The organism is Pseudarthrobacter equi (assembly GCF_900105535.1).
GTDB lineage: Bacteria > Actinomycetota > Actinomycetes > Actinomycetales > Micrococcaceae > Arthrobacter > Arthrobacter equi.
This window is the reverse complement of the sequence record NZ_LT629779.1, coordinates 1057921-1080553: the sequence shown is the minus strand read 5'-3', so window position 1 is coordinate 1080553 and position 22633 is coordinate 1057921. Positions and strand designations below refer to the sequence as shown.

Annotated in this window: 20 protein-coding genes; 13 read left to right on the top strand and 7 right to left on the bottom strand. The window is 67.5% G+C overall.

Features of this window, described 5'->3' with window-relative positions; genetic code table 11:
* Positions 1 to 3 precede the first annotated feature (3 nt).
* Together BLT71_RS04940 and BLT71_RS04935 are read left to right on the top strand one after the other, a co-directional pair.
* The gene (locus tag BLT71_RS04940; protein WP_172829906.1) at positions 4 to 1596 is read left to right on the top strand and encodes an ABC transporter permease; all 1593 of its coding nucleotides are present in this window, start codon (positions 4 to 6) and stop codon (positions 1594 to 1596) included.
* Positions 1593 to 2786: an ABC transporter ATP-binding protein gene (locus BLT71_RS04935; protein WP_172829905.1), complete on the top strand. Its 1194-nt coding sequence runs from the start codon at positions 1593 to 1595 to the stop codon at positions 2784 to 2786. The genes BLT71_RS04940 and BLT71_RS04935 overlap by 4 nt, the downstream gene beginning before the upstream one ends.
* Here BLT71_RS04935 and BLT71_RS04930 read toward each other — a convergent pair.
* Positions 2783 to 4777 (bottom strand): glycoside hydrolase family 32 protein, encoded by a 1995-nt coding sequence (locus BLT71_RS04930; protein WP_091718102.1) that lies wholly within the window; start codon positions 4775 to 4777, stop codon positions 2783 to 2785. The two genes, BLT71_RS04935 and BLT71_RS04930, sit on opposite strands and share 4 nt — an antisense overlap.
* A 180-nt stretch (positions 4778 to 4957) precedes the next feature.
* Positions 4958 to 5566, bottom strand: a complete 609-nt coding sequence (locus BLT71_RS04925; protein ID WP_091718100.1) for a YdeI/OmpD-associated family protein — start codon at positions 5564 to 5566, stop codon at positions 4958 to 4960.
* 151 nt (positions 5567 to 5717) lie between these two features.
* On the opposite strand from BLT71_RS04925, the gene BLT71_RS04920 reads away from it, so the two are divergent.
* The 6 genes from BLT71_RS04920 (at position 5718) to BLT71_RS04895 (ending at position 11445) form a co-directional block, all read left to right on the top strand.
* Positions 5718 to 6452: a VOC family protein gene (locus BLT71_RS04920; RefSeq protein ID WP_091718098.1), complete on the top strand. Its 735-nt coding sequence runs from the start codon at positions 5718 to 5720 to the stop codon at positions 6450 to 6452.
* Between the two features lie 9 nt (positions 6453 to 6461).
* On the top strand, positions 6462 to 7001 hold the full coding sequence (locus BLT71_RS04915; protein ID WP_015935952.1) for an NUDIX hydrolase family protein: 540 nt from the start codon (positions 6462 to 6464) through the stop codon (positions 6999 to 7001).
* Positions 7002 to 7088: 87 nt separating this feature from the next.
* A complete protein-coding gene (locus tag BLT71_RS04910; protein ID WP_091718096.1) occupies positions 7089 to 8150 on the top strand; it encodes a DUF6707 family protein in 1062 nt (353 codons plus the stop codon).
* A gap of 48 nt (positions 8151 to 8198) precedes the next feature.
* Entirely contained in the window at positions 8199 to 8924 is a 726-nt protein-coding gene (locus tag BLT71_RS04905; protein WP_091718094.1) for an SRPBCC family protein, read from the top strand.
* Positions 8925 to 9035: 111 nt separating this feature from the next.
* On the top strand, positions 9036 to 10340 hold the full coding sequence (tgt, locus tag BLT71_RS04900) for a tRNA guanosine(34) transglycosylase Tgt (protein ID WP_091718092.1): 1305 nt from the start codon (positions 9036 to 9038) through the stop codon (positions 10338 to 10340).
* A gap of 172 nt (positions 10341 to 10512) precedes the next feature.
* Positions 10513 to 11445, top strand: a complete 933-nt coding sequence (locus BLT71_RS04895; RefSeq protein ID WP_091718090.1) for a type IV toxin-antitoxin system AbiEi family antitoxin domain-containing protein — start codon at positions 10513 to 10515, stop codon at positions 11443 to 11445.
* A 97-nt stretch (positions 11446 to 11542) separates the two neighbouring features.
* Here BLT71_RS04895 and BLT71_RS04890 read toward each other — a convergent pair whose 3' ends face one another.
* A complete protein-coding gene (locus BLT71_RS04890) occupies positions 11543 to 12277 on the bottom strand; it encodes a queuosine precursor transporter (protein WP_091718088.1) in 735 nt (244 codons plus the stop codon).
* A 189-nt stretch (positions 12278 to 12466) separates the two neighbouring features.
* Here BLT71_RS04890 and BLT71_RS04885 point away from each other — a divergent pair, with 189 nt between their 5' ends.
* The 4 genes from BLT71_RS04885 (at position 12467) to BLT71_RS04870 (ending at position 15426) form a co-directional block, all read left to right on the top strand.
* Complete coding sequence (locus tag BLT71_RS04885; protein ID WP_091718086.1) at positions 12467 to 13123, top strand: TetR/AcrR family transcriptional regulator; 657 nt, start codon at positions 12467 to 12469, stop codon at positions 13121 to 13123.
* A gap of 41 nt (positions 13124 to 13164) precedes the next feature.
* Positions 13165 to 14076 (top strand): TIGR01777 family oxidoreductase, encoded by a 912-nt coding sequence (locus BLT71_RS04880; protein ID WP_091718084.1) that lies wholly within the window; start codon positions 13165 to 13167, stop codon positions 14074 to 14076.
* The gene (locus BLT71_RS04875; protein WP_091718082.1) at positions 14073 to 14498 is read left to right on the top strand and encodes a hypothetical protein; all 426 of its coding nucleotides are present in this window, start codon (positions 14073 to 14075) and stop codon (positions 14496 to 14498) included. Before BLT71_RS04880 ends, BLT71_RS04875 begins: the two co-directional genes overlap by 4 nt.
* A 70-nt stretch (positions 14499 to 14568) precedes the next feature.
* Positions 14569 to 15426 carry a hydroxymethylpyrimidine/phosphomethylpyrimidine kinase gene (locus BLT71_RS04870; RefSeq protein WP_091718081.1) on the top strand — a complete coding sequence of 286 codons (858 nt, stop codon included), beginning with the start codon at positions 14569 to 14571 and terminating at the stop codon, positions 15424 to 15426.
* A gap of 112 nt (positions 15427 to 15538) precedes the next feature.
* Here BLT71_RS04870 and BLT71_RS04865 read toward each other — a convergent pair whose 3' ends face one another.
* From BLT71_RS04865 to BLT71_RS04855, 3 genes are all read right to left on the bottom strand, one after another.
* Positions 15539 to 17287 (bottom strand): pyruvate dehydrogenase, encoded by a 1749-nt coding sequence (locus tag BLT71_RS04865; protein ID WP_091718079.1) that lies wholly within the window; start codon positions 17285 to 17287, stop codon positions 15539 to 15541.
* Positions 17288 to 17425: 138 nt separating this feature from the next.
* Complete coding sequence (locus BLT71_RS04860; RefSeq protein ID WP_172829904.1) at positions 17426 to 19882, bottom strand: carboxypeptidase regulatory-like domain-containing protein; 2457 nt, start codon at positions 19880 to 19882, stop codon at positions 17426 to 17428.
* A 102-nt stretch (positions 19883 to 19984) separates the two neighbouring features.
* Positions 19985 to 20608, bottom strand: coding sequence for a TetR/AcrR family transcriptional regulator (locus tag BLT71_RS04855; RefSeq protein WP_091718075.1), 624 nt, complete (start codon positions 20606 to 20608; stop codon positions 19985 to 19987).
* Between the two features lie 100 nt (positions 20609 to 20708).
* Between BLT71_RS04855 and BLT71_RS04850 the strand changes: the two genes are divergently transcribed.
* Positions 20709 to 20996 (top strand): hypothetical protein, encoded by a 288-nt coding sequence (locus BLT71_RS04850; RefSeq protein ID WP_091718073.1) that lies wholly within the window; start codon positions 20709 to 20711, stop codon positions 20994 to 20996.
* Between the two features lie 116 nt (positions 20997 to 21112).
* Here the strand turns inward: BLT71_RS04850 and BLT71_RS04845 are convergent, their stop codons facing one another.
* Positions 21113 to 22531 carry an MFS transporter gene (locus BLT71_RS04845; protein ID WP_091723815.1) on the bottom strand — a complete coding sequence of 473 codons (1419 nt, stop codon included), beginning with the start codon at positions 22529 to 22531 and terminating at the stop codon, positions 21113 to 21115.
* Positions 22532 to 22633 lie beyond the last annotated feature (102 nt).

The following is a 22633-nucleotide window of genomic DNA, read 5'->3' as shown; positions in this document are numbered from 1 at the left end:
TCCGTGACCACCGATCTATCGGCTCCCCCTTCGGGCGGGAGCACGACGACGGCGGGCCGGGGCAAGCGCCCCCGCCCGCCTTTCGGCGTTTCCGCAGTGTCCATCGTGGCGGTGCTGATCGCCTTGTTCTCCCTCGTTCCCCTGGGGTACGTGGCCTACATGACGGTGGCAACCGGCTGGGACACCGCCGTCGCCCTGATCTTCCGGCCGCGCGTGATGGAGCTGCTGCTGAACACGCTGCTGCTGACCATCATCACGGTGCCGCTTTGCCTGCTGCTGGGGGTGGCGGGTGCGTGGCTGGTGGAGCGCACCAGCCTCCGCGGCCACCGGATCTGGGCGGTCCTCCTGGCCGCCCCGCTGGCCATCCCGGCGTTCGTCAACAGCTACGCCTGGGTCTCGGCGGTGCCCTCGATGGGCGGGCTGTGGTCCGGTGTCCTGATCGCCACGCTCTCCTATTTCCCCCTGGTCTACATCCCGGCAGCGGCGTCCCTGAGCCGGCTGGACCCGGCCATCGAACAGTCCGCCGCCGCCCTGGGCCTGGGCAACTGGGCCACGTTCTTCCGGGTGGTGCTCCCCCAACTCCGCATCGCGATGACCGGCGGCGCGCTGCTGGTTTCGCTGCACCTGCTGGCCGAATACGGCGCCTTCGCGATGATCCGGTTCGACACGTTCACCACCGCGATCATGGTGCAGTACCAGTCCACCTTCAACGGCGCCGCCGGGAACATGCTGGCCAGCGTCCTGGTGTTCTTCTGCCTGCTCCTGCTGGTGGCCGAAGTCCGGAGCCGCGGCACCGCCCGGTACGCCCGGATCGGGCCGGGCGCCCAGGGCCGGGCGCTGCGGCTGCCCCTGCACGTTTACCAGCTGCCGTCCCAGCTGTTCCTGCTGGCACTGACGGCACTGGCTTTGGGACTCCCGCTGTTCTTCGTCCTGCGCTGGACCGCGCTCGGCGGGGCCCCGGCGTGGGCAGCCGACGAGTTCCTCCCCGCCCTCCTGGCTACCCTGGGCTACGGCCTTGCCGGCGCGGCGGCCACTATCGTGGTGGCCTTCCCCATGGCTTACCTAGCGGTCCGGCATCCCGGCTGGTTCAGCAAGTCCCTGGAACTGTCCAACTACATCACCAGCTCGTTGCCGGGCATCGTGGTGGGCCTGGCCTTCGTCACGGTCAGCATCCGGCTGGTTCCGGGCGTGTACCAGACCGCCGGCGTGCTGGTGGCAGCCTACGTGCTGCTGTTCCTGCCGCGTGCCCTGGTCAGCCTCCGCGCCGGGCTCGCCCAGGCGCCCAAGGAACTGGACGAGGCCGCGCAGTCCCTGGGCAAGCCGCCGCTGGCGTCGTTCATCCGGGTGACCCTCCGGCTCACCGCACCGGCGGCGGCCGGCGGCGCCGCCCTGGTGTTCCTGGCCATCGCCAATGAGCTGACGGCCACGCTGCTGCTGTCCCCCAACGGCACCCGCACCCTCGCCACCGAATTTTGGAGCAAGAGCAGCGAGATCGACTACGCCGGCGCCGCCCCCTACGCGCTGCTGATGATCCTGCTCTCGGCACCGATGACCTACCTCCTCTTCCAACAGTCCAAGAAAGTAGCCGGACAGTGACAGCACCATCCACATCGAGGTTGCCGGAGCCCCGGGTCTCCCCGTCGGTGGCGGCCAGCACCAACCCGCACCTGCAGATCACCGATGTCACCAAGAACTTCGGCCCGCAGGAGGTCCTGAAGGGCGTCAACCTGGCCGTGTCCAAGGGCGGCACCACCGCCATTGTGGGCCCCTCCGGTTCCGGCAAGACCACGCTGCTGCGGCTCATCGCCGGGTTCGAACACCCGCTGGCCGGCCGCATCGCCCTGAACGGCACCACTGTGGCCGGCGACGGCGTCTGGGTTCCCGCCCACAAGCGCCACATCGGCTACGTGGCCCAGGACGGTGCCCTCTTCCCGCACCTCACGGTGGGGCAGAACATCGCTTTTGGACTGGACACCGCAAAACTGTCCGGCGGCCGCCGTGCCGTGGCGGGCCGCGTCAGCGACCTCCTGGAAATGGTGTCGCTGGACCCGGCGATGGCCAAGCGCCGGCCCCACCAGCTCTCCGGCGGCCAGCAGCAGCGCGTCGCACTGGCCCGGGCGCTGGCCCGCGAACCGGAACTCATGCTCCTCGACGAACCGTTTTCCGCGCTCGACGCCGGGCTTCGCGTCGCCACCCGCCGGGCCGTGGCAAAGGTCCTCGCCGAGGCCGGGGTCACCACCATCCTGGTCACGCACGACCAGGCCGAAGCACTGTCCTTCGCGGATCAGGTGGCCGTCATGCGCGGCGGAAAGCTGGCCCAGATCGGCAACCCGTTCGTGGTGTACACCCGCCCCGCAGACCGGGCCACCGCGGAGTTCCTGGGGGACGCCGTCATCCTGGACGCCTGGATGGAGGGATCGCTTGCCACCTGCTCGCTGGGCGGCATCCCCGTCCGGCGGCCGCCGGCCCAGGGCCCGGTCCAGCTCATGCTCCGGCCAGAGCAGATCCGGATCGCCGAGGACGGCGACATCCGCGGCGTAGTGGTGGACACGGACTACTTCGGCCCGGAAACCACCGTCCGGCTGAAGCTGGCGGTCCCGCCCGAACTGGCCGGGCGCTCCGACCACCGCTATCCCGGCGGCGGGGAAATCATCACCATCCGCCACTGGAACGCCTCCATCGCCCGGCCGGGCATGGAACTTTGCCTCCGCGTCGTGGGCGAGGGCGTGGCGTTTCCCGCCGATCAGGGCCCGGCGGCAGGCGGCGCTGCCCCCGGGAAGTCCTAGCGGATCGAGGCCAGCGGCGTGACGGTGCCCTTCCGCACCGTCACGTCACCGCCGTCCGCCGCAAGCCGGACCTCTTTTGCACCGGCCGGCGGGAACACCAGGGACGTCAGCGTCTGCCGGCCCCCGTCCGCGAAAACCTCTACCGAGGACCGGTCCACGTACACGGTCAGGCGCACCGTGTCACTGCCGGCCGCCGCTGCCGGCGCAGCCTCCGCTGAACCGCCGGCTCCGGTCCGGACCTGGCTGTAGGCCGCGTCCACCTTGGAATCGGCGGTGGCGACAGCATCCCCGTCGCGGGCCACGAACGCCCTGCCTGCCCTGAAGTCGTAGCCCACGGTGGCGTAGGTCTTCCCGGCATTTTGCAGGAGGACCCGGGCTTCCCCCGCTCCGTTGGCGGGCTTTTCGAGCTCAACGTCCACTTTGAACGCGTCGCTTTCCGGTAGAGGCAGTGCTTTCCCGGCGCCCAGGCTCCCTGCCGGCACCTCGCTGGCCTCCCCCTCCAGCGACTGCAGCGCGGGGGTGGGTGCCGAGACCAAAGCCGGCTGGCCGCCGTCGGACTCCAAACGGATGTCCCGCACCACGGACGCCGTACCGAACCAGCCGTCCGTGGGCAGGTCCCGGGCATAGGCCCAGTTGTTCATCCAGCCGATGGCATGCCGTGATGCCTTGCGCTGGCCGTCCGTCAGGCGGGGATCGTCCCAGGTGACGGCGGCGTAGAAGTCCGCGCCGTCGTCGAGCCACTGGTGGCCGCCCTCCGGCGTGAAGGCCTCCCCGTCAAAGCTGCCGGTCCAGTACGCCAGGCCGGTAGTGCGGCCTTCCCCTGCCCCGTTGGCGCCTGCAGCGAGGACCCAGGTGCGCTTGGCGGGGTCGCCGTCCACGTCCATCTGGAAGAAGTCCGGGCATTCCAGGACGCCCATTCCGTCCTGCTCGAACGCGGAAACGTACGTCCACTTCTTCAGGTCCGGCGAGGTGTAGAAGCCGATCTTGTGGCCCTCGGCGAGCAGCATGAGCCAACGGTTGTTCGCGTCGTCCCACACGATCCGGGGGTCGCGCCAGTGCTCGGCGCCGGGGTTGTCCATGACGGGATTGCCGTCGTAGCCCTTGAAGCTGTAGCCGTTGTCCGTGGAGTAGAACAGCGACTGGCGCTGCACGCCGGCATCCTGTTGCGTGAGGACGGCGATCACGGCGCCCTTGCCGAACCCTGCAGTCCCCTCCGTGTCCACCACCGCGGAGCCTGTCTCAATGTCGCCCAGTCCGTTGCGGAACTTTTCGATGGCCACGCCCTCGTTTTTCCAGTGCACCAGGTCTGTGCTGGTGGCGTGGAACCACTCGGTGCCGTTCCCTTCCGGGTAGTCGGCGTTGTAGAGGTAGTAGTAGTGCCAGAGCCCGTCCTTGAGGAACGGCCGCTGGGGGTCATTCATCCAGCGCTGGTCCGGGGTGAGGTGGTAGGCGGGCCGGTAGCCGGGATCCTTCGCCGGGGCCGCGAGCGCGGCGGCGTCGGGAGCGGGGAAAGTCCTGCTGTTGCCCAAGTCCGTAAGGAGGGCGTCGCGGGCCTCCGCGCTGATGCAATCCGGCAACCGGACACTGCCGGCATCCGCGGACACCGTGTCCGACACACTGCTCCGCAGGTAGGCCCTGCCCTCCACCCGCGCCCCGGCCAGCCAGCCCGCTCCGCACTCGATGCTCCGGACATCCTCTGCGCCGTCCGCCGGGACTTCTTCCCCGCGCTCGAACAGCGTCCGGTCCTTGCCCTTGAGCCACAGCGAGGCGTAACCGCCGGACCGGTCCTTCGACGTCTCCTGTGCGGCCGCCACCCCGTCCAGCACCCGCCCGGCCGTGGCTTCCGGGCCGGTGCGCGCCCGCCCGGCCAGGACCAGGGAGAGGACCAGCACGACGACGGCCGCCACCGCCACCGCGGCCCAGAGGACGGGGCGGCGCTTCACAGCCGTGGCGAGCGCAGGGAGGACAGTACGGGGTGATGTTCGGGGCATGGTTTCAATCCGTCGCTGAACGCGCAAGTGCCGTCCCCGGTTAGGGGAACGGCACCAGCGCAAGTAAGCCATCAAATTTACCTGTCCGCTGCCCGGAACCCAACTGCGCAGCCATCGCCGCACGTCAGTGGTGTAACGTTTTGGCACCACCGGTTCCAGGGACATGGGTCAGTGGCCCGCTTAGGGCTGCGGAGCGTCCCCGGGACGCTTCTTCTGTGGATACGGTGCCTCGCCGCGGGCCAGCATCTCAACGAATCCCGCGATCTTCCGCTCCCGAGTGGCCGCCTGCTTCACCGAGTTGGTCCGGTAGATCAAGGCAAAACGGTTGGTCCTGGTCAGGACATCGAACATCGCCTGCGCTGCCGGAACCGCGGCAATGGCGGCGGCCAGGTCCTCGGGAACTTCAGCCGTGGCCTGACCGCCGTAGGCCTTGTCCCAGCGGCCATCCGCTTTCGCAGACTCCACGGCCTCCCTGCCGGCCTCGGTCATCCTGCCCGCTTCCTCCAGCCGGGCAATGTGGCCAACATTCCGTGCGGACCAGGGGCTCCGTGGACCCCGCCGGGTCATGCGCTGGAAGGACGTTTCGTCGTCACGCCTCCTGCCCTGTCCGTCGATCCAGCCAAAGCACAGAGCCTCGTCCAGCGCCGCGGCATAATCGAGTTCCGTCACCGCGCCGCCCTTCTTATGCAGCACCAGCCACACCCCCGGGCTGCTCCGGTGGTTCTCCTCCAGCCAGGCGCGCCAGGCAGCGGCATCAGGCACCAGCAGTTCGTCGAGTTCAACAGCCATGGCCCTATTGTGCCCCCGCCCTCCGACATCACAAGGCCGGCAACAACACCCGCGAACGCACCAGCCCAGCAGCCACGTCCGCCGGCGCGGCCCCGGCGGCCCTGTGCCATCATGGGCGTATAGCCCCGATTCCGAGCTTAAGGACCCCCAAATGCTTCGCGTCCGCCCCCTGCATTTCACCTCACGCATCGACCACTGGGAACGGTTCCTCACTGCGTTGGGGCTGGTCCTGACCGAAGGGGACGGCGGCTTCCGCGTGTTCGACTCCGCGTCCGGGCGGCTGGCCCTGCACAGCGTCCCCGAGGGAGATCCAATGGACGGCACCACCACCTTTGCGGTGGAAGTGGGCGACCTCGCTGAATTCGCCCGGCGCACGAATGAGTCCGCGGCGGAGGACGGCAGCGCCCCCGCAGAACTGGTCACCGCGGACCACGGTGACGCCTGCCGGATTACCGGGCCGGACGGTTTCAGCTTCCTCGCGGACCCTGCCGGGCACGGCGCCCAGTGCGCCGACGCCGATCAGGCGCTGGCCGTCGTCGCGGTCTGGTTCACCCAGGACGCCGACGGCGCCGCCCGGACGCTGCGCCACGTGGGCGCCCGCCCGCGGCCCGTGCCGGACGACGACGAAACCGCCGACTTCACCGCCAAGAACGGCGGAGTCCTGATGGTCCGCCCGGCCTCCGGGCCGTCCCGTTCAGGGCTGGGTTTCGAGTACGACGGCGGACTGGAACCGGTGCGGGATCGGCTCGCCTCCGCAGGGTTCCAGGTGAGCGTCACGGAGGAAGCGTTCGGCAGCACCCTGCACGTGGCCAACCCGGACGCCACCGTGTTCGCCGCCAGCGTGCCCGCCACGGTGTGGATCTCCGAGCGCCGCCCCATGGGGTAGAACTTAACCATGAACGTGCGCACCCCTGACCCGAATCCCGGCTGGCTCTCCGAAGAAGACCTCTTTGAGGCGCGGGGCCGGCTGCCCATGGTCTATGTGGAAGCGGTCCCGGTCAGGCTGGACCCGCTGGGCTACGTCAACGAAGTGGGCACGCTGCTGCAGGCCGACGACGACGGCACCATGGTCCGGTCCCTGGTGTCCGGCCGGGTGATCTACCGCGAAACCATCCGCGCCGCACTGCTGCGGCACATGGAAAAGGACCTGGGCCCCCTGGCGTTCCCGCAGCTGCCCATCAGCCCGGTGCCTTTCACCGTGGCCGAATACTTCCCGGCACCGTCCCAGACCGGTTTCACCGATGAGCGGCAACACGCCGTGTCCCTGGCCTACGTCATCCCGGTCACCGGCGAATGCGAACCGCGCCAGGACGCCCTGGAGCTGACCTGGATGACCCCTGACGAAGTCCTCAGCCCGGGCGTCCAGCTCGAGTTCAGCGGCGGCCGCGGCGGCCTCATCCGCCAGGCACTGGCTTTCGCGGGCGTCGGCTTCTGACATCCCGCCGGGACGTGGGGGTCCCCGGTTTCAGGCACCGGCCTTTGTAGACTGTAGGGCGGACCGCAAGAGAACTTAAGGACTCCCATGACCGAAACACCGGCCCGGCAATATCGCGAGCAGCAGGCTGGATCACTGACCACCGGCAGCCACATCCTCCTGCCCGGCGGTGAACGGACAGCGGAAATCCACCAGCTGGAGCTGCAGCGGGATGACTTTGGCGTGCCCGCCCTGGTCCTCGCCAGCCTGACCGGCGGGGGAACCCTCCGCATCGCCGCCGGCAGCACGGTCACCCTCGTTGACGCAGCGCACGACGCCGTCACGCACCTTCCGCTGGCAGTCGCCGGCGTTCCGGCTGCCACAGCGGCGGACACCCCGGTGCCGGAGGCCACGCGCTCGGCCGGTGCCGCGGCTGGCACGGAACCCGGGCAGGAGCAGCCCGGCGGTGAGCCGGCCGCCAACGCCCAGGTGCCCGCCGTCGTCGTACCTCCCCTTCCGGCGGCTCCACCCGCAGCCAACGGGCCCAGCGAAGAGGAACTGGCGCTGATCCCCGCCCCGGACGGCACCCCCGAATCCGTTGTGGAAGCCGCTGCTGAAGCGCACCCGGATGCCGTGGGCGTCCTGCTGCTGACGGACCGCCTGTCCAAGGGCGTGAACTTCAAGTCAGGGAGCTGCCTGAAGGACCTCACCGACCTCGCGCACGAACTGTTCGTCGCGCTGAAGGACGCGGAGGGCGCGCTGTCCATCGCTGACCTCCTCACGGTGCTGCCCTACGACGGAAACCCCGGGCGCTGGGCGTCCGTAGAGGCATCCCTGGCGCTGGCCAGCTACATCTGCCGGCAGGACGGCCAGGACGAACGCGCGGCCGTGTACGAGAAACTCATCCGCACCCCGGAAAGCCAGGAAACGGATCCGTTCAAGGCCCGGATGGCGGCCAAGGTACGGCAGCGCTCGCTCAACGAGCCCAACCTGTACGACAAGGAAATCTTCCGTTCCATCGACAACTCCAACCACGACGCCGAGCGTGAGTGGCGGCTGCTGCGGCTGGAGTCGCTGCTGTTCCTGCGGGCGCACGGCGGCTCGGAGACCATCGGCATGTCCGAGCTGGAGCGCCGGATCGGCAACGAGCTTGAGGCCGTCCGCGCCTGAACAAATTAGCCCTACCCGGGCCCCGGACGGAGTTGTAGATTCGGGGCTATGACGAACAATCTCAGCGTAGTGATCAACGCCGATGCGCCGCAGGTCTGGAACATGCTGCGTGAACCGTCCCGGGTGGTCCAGTGGCATGGCTGGCAGGCCGAAGACCTTGACGCCGAAGTCAAGGAAATCTACTTCGCCGACAACGTGCAGGAAGCACCGGACCACACCAGCCTGACCGTGCACGGCGGCGACACGTTCGAGCTGCATCCCGTGGCCGGCGGGACACGGGTCAACGTCACCCGCGCGGCGCTGGACCATAACTCCGAATGGGCTGCCTGGGACGAGGACATCACCCAGGGGTGGCTCACGTTCCTCCAGCAACTCCGCTTCGCACTGGAGCGCCACCCCAATGGCACGCGGCACACACTGTTCCTGCAGCTTCCGGGCGGCCCCGGCTCCGCGATCGAGAAGCTCGGCCTCACCGACGTCCCGGCTCCGGGCGAGGACTACCGCCTCACCCTGGCCACCGGAGAGGAGATCTCCGGAAAGGTCTGGTACCGCAGCAACCACCAGGTGGGGCTCACCGTCCACGACTACGCCGCGCACGGCGAGGGGCTCCTGGTGGTGACGGACCAGCCTGTCATCGAGGACCTGCGGCCCGACGGCGGGTCCATGGTGATTGCCTCCACGTACGATCTGGGCGCCGCGAAGGTGGACGCCATCCGGTCATCCTGGGATTCGTGGCGGCAGGCCCAGTACCCAGAGTCGGATCCGGTCAGCTGACGGGGCGCTGGTTGACCGGCTGGGTGCCGGGGATGTGCGCCCGGCTTTCCGGGCGCTTACCGGCGGGGCCCGCTTTGTTGGTGCCGGCCGGTTTGCTGGCACACTGGTACGGTGCCAGCCAACCCCGCCCCCGCAACCACGCCTGATCCCGCGCTTCCCGCGGAGCAGTCCGCATTCTCGTTCACGGTGGGGACCCGACTCAGTGAATCGTGCCCGCCGTCGGCCGCCCATGTCTCGGAGAACGGCGGCGAATTCCTGGGCCGCACCGGCACCATCACCACCCCGCACGGCGAGATCCGCACCCCGGCGTTCATCGCCGTCGGGACCAAGGCCACCGTCAAGGCAGTCCTGCCGGAGTCCATGGCGGACCTCGGCGCGCAGGCGCTGTTGGCCAACGCCTACCACCTTTACCTGCAGCCGGGCGCGGACATCCTGGACGAGGCCGGCGGGCTGGGCTCCTTCATGAACTGGGCCGGCCCCACCTTTACCGATTCCGGCGGGTTCCAGGTAATGAGCCTGGGTTCGGGGTTCAAGAAGGTCATCGACATGAAGTCCGTTGATGCCTCCGGACCTGACGATGCTGTGGCGCCCGGCAAGGAACGACTGGCGCACATTGATGATGACGGCGTCTGGTTCAAATCCCACCTGAACGGGGACCGGCACCGCTTCTCCCCCGAGATTTCCATGCAGGTCCAGCACCAGATCGGCGCGGACATCATGTTTGCCTTCGATGAGCTGACCACGCTGCAGAATTCCCGCGGCTACCAGGAAGAGTCGCTGGAACGCACCCGGCTGTGGGCCGAGCGGTGCATCGCCGAACACTTCCGGCTGACCGGCGAGCGGGTGGGCAAGCCGTACCAGGCGCTGTTCGGCGTGATCCAGGGAGCCCAGTACGAGGACCTGCGCCGGAAGGCCTGCCGCGACCTGGGTGCCATGCCGTTCGACGGATTCGGGATCGGCGGGGCTTTGGAGAAGGAAAACCTGGGCACGATTGTGCGCTGGTGCAACGAAGAACTTCCCGAGAACAAACCCCGGCACCTGCTGGGCATCTCGGAGCCGGACGACATCTTCACGGCCATCGAGAACGGCGCCGACACCTTCGACTGCGTCTCCCCCACCCGCGTCGCCCGCAACTCCGCGTTCTACCACCCCACCGGCCGGTACAACCTGTCCGGTGCCAGGTACAAGCGCGATTTCGGCCCGCTGCAGGACGGCTGTGACTGCTACACCTGCCAGAACTACTCGCGGGCGTACATCCACCACCTGTTCAAGGCCAAGGAAATGGTGTCGGCCACGCTGATCTCCATCCACAACGAGCGGTTCGTGGTGAAGATGGTGGACGATGCCCGCCTGGCCATCGAGTCCGGCACCTTCTTCGACTTCAAGGCCGAAACCCTGGCGAACTACTACTCCTGAGGGCAGTGAGGCGGCCTCCCGCCGTCGAGTGCCAGTGTCTACCCGTTTCGACGGTTCCCTGCGCACTCGACGTGGGTCAGCATCGGAGGCGCAGCTGATCGTCGAAACGGCATTGTCCACATAGCCGTGTCCAGCGCTGGGCGGCGGGAGGCGTTCCGGCAACGCTTGAACCATGAATGGGATCCCTGCTTTTGGCCAGGTAAATTTCTGGCGGACCGCCGAATTTTTGGAACAGGGATTGAACGCCCGGGCGATCTCCACGCTGGTGCGCGGTGGGCAGTTGGTCAGGATCCGCCGCGGCTGCTATGCCCGCGGTGACTGGTGGAACGGTTTGACGGAGCCGGATCACCTGCGTCAACGCGTTTACGGCCACTCACACGGAACGCTGACGACGTCGGCAGGAAGTTTTGTCTATAGCCACACCTCAGCCGCCGCCCTACGCCGGCTCCATCTCTGGAACGTCGATGACACAGTTCACCTGACGCAACCGGGCCGCCCTTCCGGAACTTCCCACGGATCTGACGTTGCCGCCCACACAGGGACAATTAACGGACGTGAACTTTCGCTCGTTGACGGCCTGCCGTGCACCTCGCTGGAACGGACAGTTGTGGACTCCTGCCTGATGTTCAACGTTAGGCAGGCGGTAATTCTGGTGGATCACGCCGCCAGGCTCGGTGCAGACGTTCCACTCCTTCGGGAAAGATGCGCTGCACTGGCAGGCCGCAACGGAGCTGTGGCGCTCAGAACGGCCCTTGAACTGGTGGATCCGCGCTCCGAGTCAGCCGGCGAAAGCCTCACCCGCGAACTCATCCACAGGCTGAAACTCCCCACGCCGGAACTTCAGTTTTCGGTGTACACGGCCAACGGACCCTATCGCTTGGACTTCGCATGGCCGGCCCGCAAGGTGGCACTCGAATTCGACGGCAAGTCCAAGTACTTCGACTTCCATCCAACTGACGAGGTGATCTACAACGAAAGACAGCGGGAAAAGGCGCTCACCGAGGACGGCTGGATCGTATTGCGTATCGAGTGGAAACATCTCTTCAGCGAGGCGGAGTTCAAGTATCGCGTACTGCGCGCGTTTGCCAGAAACTGCGAACCCTGACCGCTACACCCGTTTCGACGGTTCCCTGCCTATGCGTGGCTTCGAAACATCGAGCATGCAGGGAACCGTCGAATCGGCGGGCCAGGCGGCCGCAGAATCAAGCTGCCGGTAGAGCGGCAGCCCCGTAACTCGGTTCGCGCTTCTTGACCCACCCGATAACGAGGGCGGTGACGGGGACGAAGAGGAACTCCACCAGGGTCTTGTAGAGGAACCCCACCACCACGTAGTTCAGGAACATGCCGAAGTCGGTAATGCCGATGACGGACGCGGCAATGCTGCAGAAGATCAGGGTGTCCACGAATTCGCCCGCCCCGGAGGACCCCATCAGCCGGGCCCACAGCGACTTCTCGCCTGTACGGGCCTTCATCTTCACCAGGATCCACGAGTTGATGGTCTGGCCGGCGAGGAACGCCAGGAGCGAGGCCAGCACGATCTGTGGCACGGGGCCGAGTGCCCCCTCCAGCGCGGACTGCTTGGCGATGCCGTACTCGTCGTCGAACCCGGGCAGGGCGATGATCACCCAGTAGCAGAGGGACGCGAAGACGGACAGTGCGAAGGTGGTAAAGATGGCCTTGCGCGCCACTTTGAAGCCGTACACCTCGCTGATGACGTCACCGAGGATGTAGGCGAGCGGGAACAGGAAGAAGCCGCCGTCCGTCACGATGGGGCCGATCTCCACACCCTTGGAGGCGCCGATGTTGGACAGGATGAGCACCACTGCCATGAAGGAAAGCATGATGCCGAAGTACGGCGAGCCGATTGAGGCGAATTTCGCGGGAGATTGCGGCGAGGTGGTTTCGGGCGCGGCGTTGTGTCCTGAGGCAGCAGGCATGGAGGAGATCCGTTCGGAGTGGTTCGCTCGGCGGCCGCGGAACCGGGCCGCCGGCTGTATTAGCACTGGGGTCGGTCCATTCTCCCATCGCCACCATCCGCAGGCGCGCGACGGGGCACGGCAGAAACTGAACACGTTCAAAAGATGTGCGATACTTATTCTTGAACACGTTCAAATTTGGGGGAACAATTGGCTGCGAAGAGTGAACAGACCCGGCAGAAACTGGCAGAAGTTGCCCTGCGGATGTTCCGCGAGATCGGCTTCGAGAAGACCACCATGCGGGCCATCGCGGCCGAGGCAGGCGTCTCTGCGGGCAATGCGTACTACTACTTCGAGTCCAAGGACGACCTGGTCCACGAACTCTACGTCCAGGTCCAGGCGGAGCACGCCGAGCGCGCGGCCGGAGCGCTGGACACCACGGGCGGGCTTGCAGAGCGGCTCAAGGCCGTCCTCCACGCAGGCCTGGACGTTATGGCTCCCTACCACCGGTTCGGCGCCGACTTTGTGGCCACCGCCATCCGCCCCACCTCCCCCGTCAACCCGTTCTCCACAGCCTCCACCCCGGCCCGCGAAGCGTCTCTGGAGATCTTCCGGCAGGCGGTGGACGGCGCCCGGCCGGCTGTTTCCAAAAAGCTGCGCAGCGATCTGCCCGAGCTGCTGTGGCTCTGTTACATGGGCGTCACCCTGTTTTGGGTCTACGACACTTCGGACGGGCAGCAACGCACCAGGCGGCTGGTGGATGGGGCAGCGCCGCTGATCGCCCGCGGACTGGGGCTGGCCCGCGTTCCAGGCGTAGGCAAGGTCCTGGATGACGTCCTCAACCTCAGCCGCAGCGTCCGCAGTTAGGCAGGCGGCAACACATCGTGGAAAACCAACAAGGGGGAAAAATGCGCAGAACCAAGACGGTGGTACTCGCCGGCGCTTCGGGTTTCATCGGCAGATACGTCCGGTCGCGTTTCGAGCAGGACGGCTGGTCCGTGCGGACCATCGGGCGCAAGGGAGCGGGGAATTCCTCGGCAAGCTGGAACGACGACGACGCCCTCACCAGGGTGCTCAACGGCGCCGACCTCGTGGTCAACCTCGCCGGACGCTCGGTGTCCTGCCGGTACAGCGCCCGGAACCGGACCTCGATTCTTGAGTCCCGTGTCCGGACCACCGAGGCGCTGGGCCGCGCCATCGCCCGGTGCCAGGAACCGCCGTCGACGTGGCTGAATGCCAGCACCGGGACCATCTACCGGGACGCCAGGGACCGGCCGCAATCAGAGAACGACGGCGAGCCGGGCACCGGATTCTCCGTGGACGTGGCCCGCGCCTGGGAGACCGCACTGGATGTTGCGGCCACGCCAAAAACCCGGAAGATCCCGCTGCGGATCTCTATTGTTCTCGGCCCCGGCGGCGGGGCGCTGCGGCCGTTTGCCAACCTCGCACGGCTGGGCCTGGGCGGACCCATGGGAGACGGCAACCAGAAGTTCAGCTGGATCCACGTGGAGGATCTGTACCGGTGCATGCGGTTCCTGCACGCCCGGACGGACATCACCGGACCGGTCAACGTGGCTTCGCCGGACGTGGTGAGCAACCACGAGCTGATGCGGCTGGTCCGGCGTGCCTACGGGAAGCGTTTTGGCCTGCCCACTCCTGCGTGGCTCCTGCGGGCGGGCGCCGTGCTGATCCGCACCGAAGCGGAACTGGTGCTCAAGAGCCGCTGGGTCCTGCCGCAGAAGCTCCTCTCCGCCGGGTTCATTTACCGCCAGCCGGAACTGGGCGGCGCCCTACAGCAGGTCGCCAAGGGACGGGTGTGAGCAGGCCGCGCCGCGTGGTCCTGGGTACATCAGCCCTGGCCGTCGGCGCGCTGGTCAGCCTGCTCTGCCTGGCCGTCATCCTGGCTGTCTGGAGCGGCGGATCGTGGTTCCTGCCCATGTTCCTGGCGACCCTCGTCTGGGGAGCCGTTCCGGCGACGGTCCTCGCCTTCTGCGCCGGGGCGCCGCTGGCGATCCTGCTCCAGCCCGTGCGGAACCAGTGGCTGCACGTTGCCGCGTTCGCCGGCCTGGGCGCACTCATTGGCGCGGGTCTCGCCGCCCTCAGGCCATGGTCCGGTTCCAGCGCCGATTTCATGCTGTCCACGGCGCTCATGATCGGTGGGGCACTGGCCGTGGGCCGACTGGCCGTCTGGCGGCTGGTCCGTGTGGATCCGGACGCGCAGCCATCCACGTTGGGGTCCTGAACACAGCCCTCCCGCTCCCCCTGTTCAGCAACACAAGGCAACGCACGACGCCGGATGGCAGGATGGTGGGATGACTTCCGTTTCCACCGGCGCATCGCCGTCCGCCACCACTCCGGCCGTCGTCCTCACCATCGCAGGGTCCGAAGCCACCGGTGGTGCCGGCGCCCAGGCCGACCTGAAGACCTTTCAGGAGCTGGGCGTTTTCGGCATCGCCAACCTGACCTGCATCGTGTCCTTCGACCCGAAGGACAACTGGAACCACCGCTTCGTCCCGGTGGACCAGCAGGTGATTGCCGACCAACTGGAGGCAACGGCGGCGGCGTATGGACCGGCGTCGGGCGCCCCCTCCGTGCTGGACACCGTGAAGATCGGCATGCTGGGCAGCCCGGCCACCATCAGCACCGTGGCCGGCTCCCTGAAGGCCAACGGCTTCGGCAACGTGGTGCTGGACCCGGTGCTGATCTGCAAGGGCCAGGAGCCCGGCCACGCCCTGGACACGGACCAGGCCCTGAAGGCCGAGATCCTGCCGCTGGCCACCTTCGTCACCCCCAACCACTTTGAGGCGGAATCCCTCAGCGGCCTGGAGATCACGGACGTCGAGTCCCTCAAGGCCGCCGCTGTCCGCATCCACGAACTCAGCGGCGCGGCAGTCCTGGCCAAGGGCGGGGTGCGGCTGGAGGGCCCGGACGCCGTCGACGTCTTCTTTGACGGCGAGACCCTCGAAGTCCTCAGCGCCCCGAAGGTGGGCGAGGTGGCCGTTTCCGGCGCCGGCTGTTCGCTGGCGGCGGCCGTGACCGCCGAACTCGCCAAGGGCGCCACCCCGCTGGAGGCGGCCCGCACGGCCAAGGCGTTCGTGACCGAGGGCATCCGCAACCGCGTGGCCTCCGGTGCACCGTTCGATGCCCTGTGGCAGGGCGGCGCCCGCTAGACAGCCCCAAAACGCCCCATCACTTTTCGTCCTTAAACCCGGAACGCGTCTGGACTCCATGCAGACGCGTTCCGGGTTTTTGGGCGGTATCTGATGGCGCGTCCGGGAGGGGTCAGCGCCGGGGGATGTTCCGCAGGTTGCTGCGCGCCATGCTGACGGCCTCGCCTGCTCCCCTGTTCAGGACCACCTTGGACATGGCGGTGGCAAACCCGATGACCTGCGAGCCGGAGATCTTGGGCGGAATGGACAGCGCCTTGGGATCGGTGATGAGTTCCACCAGCGACGGCCCAGGGTGCGCGAACGCTTCCCGGTAGGCCGCCTCGATCTGCGAGGGATCCGTAACGCGGACAGCATGGAAGCCCAGTGCCTGGGCCACGGCGGCGTAGTTGGCATCCGGCACATCCACCCCGAAATCAGGGAGCCCGTCCACCAGCATCTCGAGCTTGACCATGCCCAGGGTGGAGTTGTTGAACACCACCACGTTGACGGGCAGCTTGTAGGCGGCGGCGGTGATGAGCTCACCGAGCAGCATGGACAGGCCGCCGTCACCGGACACGGAGATGACCTGCCGGCCGGGGTACGCCAGCTGCGCGCCGATGGCGTGCGGCAGGGCGTTGGCCATTGAGCCGTGCAGGAAGGACCCGATCAGGCGCCGCGTGCCCAGCGGGTTGATGTACCGCGCCGTCCAGACGTTGCACATGCCCGTATCCGCGGTGAAGATGGCGTCCTCTGCGGCTATCTGGTCCAGCAGTGAGGCCGCGTATTCCGGGTGGATGGGCTGCTTCTTCTCCACCTTGCGGGTGTAGGCACCCACGGCTTTGTTCATCAGCCGGTCGTGCTTCTTGAGCATCTGGTCCAGGAACCGGCGGCTCTTTTTTGCCTTCACCAGGGGCAGGAGGGCGCGCAGGGTTGGCAGCACGTCGCCGTGCACGGCAATGTCGACGTCGGTCCGCCGGCCGAGGCGGTGCGCCACCCTGTCCACCTGCGCAGTCCGGGTGTCCGGCAGGAACTGGTCGTACGGAAAATCGGTGCCCAGGAGGACCAGGAGATCGGCGTCCTCGATGCCCTCGGCGGCGGCGCCGTAGCCCAGCAGCCCGGTCATGCCGATATCGAACGGATTGTCGTACTGGACAAAGTCCTTGCCGCGCAGGGAGTGGCCGATTGGCGCCTTCGCCAGTTCCGCGAGTGCCATCAGTTCACTGTGGGCACCTTCGACGCCGGCGCCTGCGAAGATGGCGACCTTGCCGGCGTCGTTGATGGCGTCCGCCAGGGCCTGGACGCTGGCCGGGTCCGGGACGAGGCTGGCGGGGCGGAAGGTGGCAGGCAGCGGCGTCGGCGCGCTGGCTTCGAGCCCGGCGATGTCGCCGGGAAGGGTCACGACGGCGACTCCGCCCAGTCCGAGTGCATGCTGGATGGCGCTGTGCATGACGCGCGGTGCCTGCTCGGCGGTGCTGACCAGTTCCGAGTAGACCGAGCATTCGTTGAAGAGCCGGTCCGGGTGGGTTTCCTGGAAGAAGCTGCTGCCGATCTGCTTGCTGGGGATGTGGGAGGCGATGGCCAGCACCGGGGCGCCGCTGCGGTTGGCATCGTAGAGCCCGTTGATCAGGTGCAGGTTGCCGGGGCCGCAGGAGCCGGCGCACACGGCGAGGCGGCCCGTAAGCTGCGCCTCCGCGGCGGCTGCAAACGCGGCGGCCTCCTCGTGCCGGACGTGGACCCAGTCGATGCCACCCTTGGCCGAACCGCCGGTTTGCCGGACGGCGTCCACAAGGGGGTTGAGGCTGTCCCCCACGATCCCATAGATCCGCTGCACGCCGGCAGCCTGGAGTTGTTCGATGAGTTGGGTGGCAAGTTCCTTGGCCATGGGTGCAGACTCCCGCGGTGGTGGTGGTGTGCTGACACGCCCCAATATAGTCCGCGCGGCTCACCGCCCCCTGTTAAGTGGCGCCGCCCACCCGCGCAGCTGGCACGGGTGGGCGGAGAGCCTGTCGGTCCGGAGGGGTCAGCCGATCAGCGCAGTCGCGGCTGAGTAGCGCGCCAACGCGGTGTAGGCCGTCTTGGTGCCGGTGACCCGGACCTTGATGGCGGTTCCCTTGTCGGCGGCCACCAGCTTGTAGGTCTGGGCCGTGGCCCCGGTGATGGCGGTGCTGCCGCGGTACCACTGGTAGGCCAGCGTGACCGGGGCCGGCCCCCAGGTGCCGGGGTTTGCGGTCAGGGTGCTGCCGACGGTCTTGGTGCCGGTGATCGTCGGGGTGGGGCCGGTGAGGGTGCCGGCAACCACGGCGGCCGTGGCCGCTGAGGTTTTCGCCGTCGTCGTAAACCCGGACTTGGTGCCGGTCACCCGGACCGTCAGCGTCTTGCCCAGGTCAGCCGCGACGGACGGGTACGTCGCCGCCGTGGCGCCCGTGATGGCAACCCCGCTGCGGAACCACTGGTACGCCAGCGTCACGGGAGCGGGCCCCCACGCGCCCGGGTTCGCGGTCAGCGTGGTCCCCACCTTGGGGGTGCCGGTGATGGTGGGAACCGGCGCCGTCAGCGTACCGGCAACCACGGCGGCTGTGGCCGCTGAGGTTTTCGCCGTCGTCGTAAACCCGGACTTGGTGCCGGTCAACCGGACCGTCAGCGTCTTGCCCAGGTCAGCCTCAACGGACGGGTACGTCGCCGCCGTGGCGCCCGTGATGGCAACCCCGCTGCGGAACCACTGGTAGGCCAGCGTGACCGGGGCCGGCCCCCACGCGCCCGGGTTCGCGGTCAGCGTGGTCCCCACCTTGGCGGTGCCGGTGATGGTGGGAACCGGCGCCGTCAGCGACCCGGCGGCAACCGTTACCGAGGCCTGGCCGTAGTACGGCTGCAGCGGCCAGGCGTGCACGCTGAGGCGGGCGGTGACTTTCTTGCCGGTGTCCGCCGTGGTCAGGGCGAAGGCCTTGGTGTTGGAGCGGTAGTCCGGGACGCCATTGACGAACCAGTCGTAGTATGGCCCGAACTCGGGGGTGGGCGTCAGCGTTCCGTGGTCGACGGTGAGGGTGCTGCCGGCGCTGGGGGTTCCGGTGATGGTGAACGGCTTGGACGCGGTGGTGGCGTCTGCACCTGCCTGCCCCGCGTGGACGGTGTCCGTGTAGGAGGCGTAGCCGGCCTTGCTTCCGGTGACTTTGGCGAAGATGTCAAAGCCTGTATCTGCGGCCGTGACGGTGTAGGTTGCGGCGGTAGCACCGGCGATATCAGTTGTCTCCGTACCCTTGGTGCGCTGCCACTGGAAGGTGAGGGTCACCGGCGCCGGGCCCCAGACGCCCGGATCAACGGTCAGGGTTTGGCCTGCCTGGACCGAACCATAAGCGAAGATCCTGCCCGGAGACAGGGAGAGTCCGGCCACTTCCAGCTGCATGTTTGCCTGCACGCGCTGGCCCTGCGCGGTGGCGGTGAGGACGACGGCGGTGTCGATGGTGGGTGCGTTGTTGTAGCACTCGGACTTGTAGCGGTACTGGCGCGGTTCACCGTAGTAGGTGTCGAAGACGCAGATCTTGTATTTCTTGCCCACCGTCATGCGCCAGTAGATCTTTCCGTTGGCGTCAGAGGTCAGCGGGCCCATCTGGGGGCCGTCCCAGGCGCCGGTGGCGTCGTTGAAGACGTAGGGTACGTAGCCCATTTCTGCGATGGGTGCGCCCGCGGGGTCCGTGACGGTGGCTTCCAGGACTGTCTCATCCTTGAGGACGAAGTTCGCGTTGGTCCACTTGACGCCCGGCGGGACGGCGGCGGCGGTGTAGGTGTCAACGCCCTGTGTCCCGTTCCAGTACTGCTCCGTGTAGAGGCGCTGGCCAGAGTCGTCCCGCACGCTGATGTACGCCTGGTTCGGCGAAACCTTGGCCAGCGTGTAGTACCCGTTGGCGTCCGGCCGCACCGTGCTGTACTGGCCACCGTTTGCTGGTGAGGCCGAGATCTCGGCGGCCGTAACGGGCTGCCCGGCGCTGTTGGTGATGCGGCCGCTCATGGTCCCGTAGGCCTCGAGCTGCGGGTTGTAGGTAGTAGTAGGTGCGGCGTCGGTGACGGCCAGCGGAGTGGAGTTGTAGGCACCGGAGGAATCGCCGTTCCATTTGTCGGCGTACGTGTCTGCGCAGGCGTTGTTTCCGCAGGTGATCCAGATTTTGTAGCTGCCCGCGGCGGGGACGGTGAAGCTGTAGGTGCCGTCTGCGGCCGACCAGGCGCCGGCAACGTAGGAGGCACTTGAGTCGTTGGTGTAGGCGCCCACCCATGCATTTGCGAGGGCCGCGGGAGTCGCGGTGGCGGTCAGCTTTCCTTTCACCACGCCCTTGAAGGTGTAGGTTGCGGCGTGCGCAGGGACGGCTCCGGCGAAGAGTCCGGCGGCAAGGAGTACGGCCGCGGCAAGGACGGCCCGGGCCCGGGCCCACGCACCCTGCCTTGGGTTCTGATGCGGGCGTGACAGGGCAGGGTGCGGTATCGGCATGGGATGAGTCCTTTTCCCCCAGAAAGTGACAGTGTGAACCGAGCGGTTCACCGTCATCCTAGGCGCCGGTCAAGGCCGGGGCCATGGGGAGTTCTGCCCGCCTCAGTCCGCTGCTGCCGCCACCGCAGGGCGGCCTGCTGCGGCGTCCTCGAGCAAGGCGCCGGCCATCAGGGTTGCGGTCCGCACGATGAACGCCCGACGGCGGGCGGCCCGGTCCGGGCCGCTGCCCGCCAGGAGTGCGTCGATCTGGGGCAGGACCGGCCACCCGTCACAGAGGGTGACCACGGTGATCAGCAGGTCTGCTGCGTCTTCGCGGCCCACGCCGGGGAGGACCTCCATCACCTGCCCCACTTTGATGGCGCAGTGGTCCGTGCGGGTGGCCCTGCTGACGGTTTCCCTGCCCCGCTCCAGCCCTTCCCAGAACACCAGCCGCGGCAGCACGCCGTCGGTGGTGTGCCGGTCGAAGAGCCTGCCGGCGTAGTCGCCGAAGGCTTCAGGACCGTGGCCCTGGATGGGGACCTCAGTCATGACGCGGATCATTTCGGCGGCCAGGACGGCGTCGAACAGCTCATCCTTCTTGCCGAAGTACTGGTAGATGCGCTCCTTGTTGACCCCGGCTGCGGCGGCAATGCGGTCCACCCGTGCACCGGCCAGTCCGTTCGCGCTGAATTCCTCGGTGGCAGCAGCCAGCAGCAGCTCTTTGGTGCGTTCGGTGTTCCAGGCCATGACCCCATTCTACGCAATTCCAACCAGGTAGTTGCAATTGCAGTCCGGCGCGCATATTCTCGTTTCACAACAAAAAGCAACTAACTAGTTGGAGATTTTCATGGAGACCGTTTCCGGCCCCGCCGTCCTGACCCCCGCATCGCCGTCACCGGCCTCGCCGCCGGCCGTACCGTCCGTCCACGTCCGGGCCGTCATCACCTGGCTGGCGATCTTCCCGTTGGTGGCCCTCGGCATGATGGCCACCGCTCCGCTGACCGAGGGGTGGCACCCGGTATTCAAGGCCCTGGCGCTCACGCTCATGGTGGTTCCCACCGCCGTCTATCTGGTGGTTCCCCGCATGATGCGGGCGCACGCATCCTGGGCCGGGCGCCGAGTCGGGCGCAGCTAAGCGCACCCTGCAGCACCGGCAGCACCGGACAGCGCACGACGGCGGTCCCCTCCCCGGGCAGCGGCACCTGAGCCTGCCGGCACCGGGGCGCGGCCGCCGGTGCGTGCTGCGGAAGCTCAGCGCTTGGCGGCAGCCAGGCGATCGTCGTCGTCCGCGGCGGAAGCCGTGCCGCCGTCCCAGGCGTGGCCCTGTTCCTGATCCAGGTGCGTCGACTTCTTGTTCTTGAGCGCGAAGATGTAGACCAGCAGCGATACCCCGATGGCCACCGTGACGTAGGTGAAGAGCAATTCCACCTGGCCGGACTTCTGCAGGGCTGCGCCGATCAGCGGGACGGTGCCGCCGAACATCGAGTTGGCGAGCGCGTATCCCAGTCCCACGCCGAGTGCGCGGATCGAGGCGGGGAAGAGCTCGGCCTTCACCAGGGCGTTGATGGAGGTGTAGCCGCCCACGATCAGCAGGCCGCCCATCATCAGCAGGAACGCGACCATCGGGTCCTTGGTGCCGGCCAGTGCGGACATCAGCGGCCAGGTGAACAGCACGCCCGTGATGCCAAACCAGAGCAGCAGCGGCTTGCGGCCGATCTTGTCCGAGATGATGCCGTAAACGGGCTGCAGCAGCATGAAGATAAACAGGGCCCAGAAGTTGATGACGGAGGTGGTTTCCTTGGGGATGCCGCTGGTGTTGTTCATGAAGCTGAGGATGAAGTTGGTGTACGTGTAGAACGCCACGGTGCCGCCCAGGGTGACGCCGATGCAGATCAGCAGCGCCCTCCAGTGCTTGGTGAAGAGCAGCTTCAGCGTGCCGGGCTGCGCCTCGCCGGATGACTTGGCGTTTGCGGCGGCTTCCACCTGGCTGGCGGAGACGGTTTCCTCCATGGAACGCCGCAGCCACAGGACCACCAGAGCAGCCACGCCGCCGATGGCGAACGGAATGCGCCAGCCCCACTCGGTCAGGGCGTCCTTGCCCAGGGCGTTCTGCAGGACCACCAGGACCAGCAGGGCCAGCATCTGGCCGCCGATCAGGGTGACGTACTGGAAGCTGGAGAAGAAGCCGCGGCGCTTGGCGGTGGCGGCCTCGGACATGTAGGTGGCACTGGTGCCGTACTCGCCGCCCACGGAGAAGCCCTGCACCAGGCGCGCCAGGACCAGCAGGACCAGGGCCCAGACGCCGATGACGTCCTTGGTGGGCAGGATGGCGATGAAGAAGGAACCGGCGGACATCATGGTCACGCTCAACGTCAGGGCGGCTTTCCGGCCCCGGCGGTCGGCGAACCGGCCGAAGAACCAGCTGCCGATGGGCCGCATCAGGAAGGTGACTGCGAAGACGGCCATGCCTTCAAGGGCACCCTGCATCGGGTCCTTGGAATTGAAGAAATGCGGCTGGAAGTAGGCCAGGAACGCCGTGTAGATGTAGACGTCGTACCATTCCACCAGGTTTCCGGCGGAGCCCTTAAGGATGTTGCCCACCGCCCGGCGGGTCTGTGCCGCCTCGGACTGGGCTGCCCCCGTCAGCGGCGCTGCTTGTTCGGTGCTCATCATGAACCTTCCTTGGTGTGACGGTCTCCCGAAAGCGCGGAGGACCTCCACCAAACTATGGGTGATCCACAGCACAGCCAATGCGGAAGCGGGTTTCCTAAC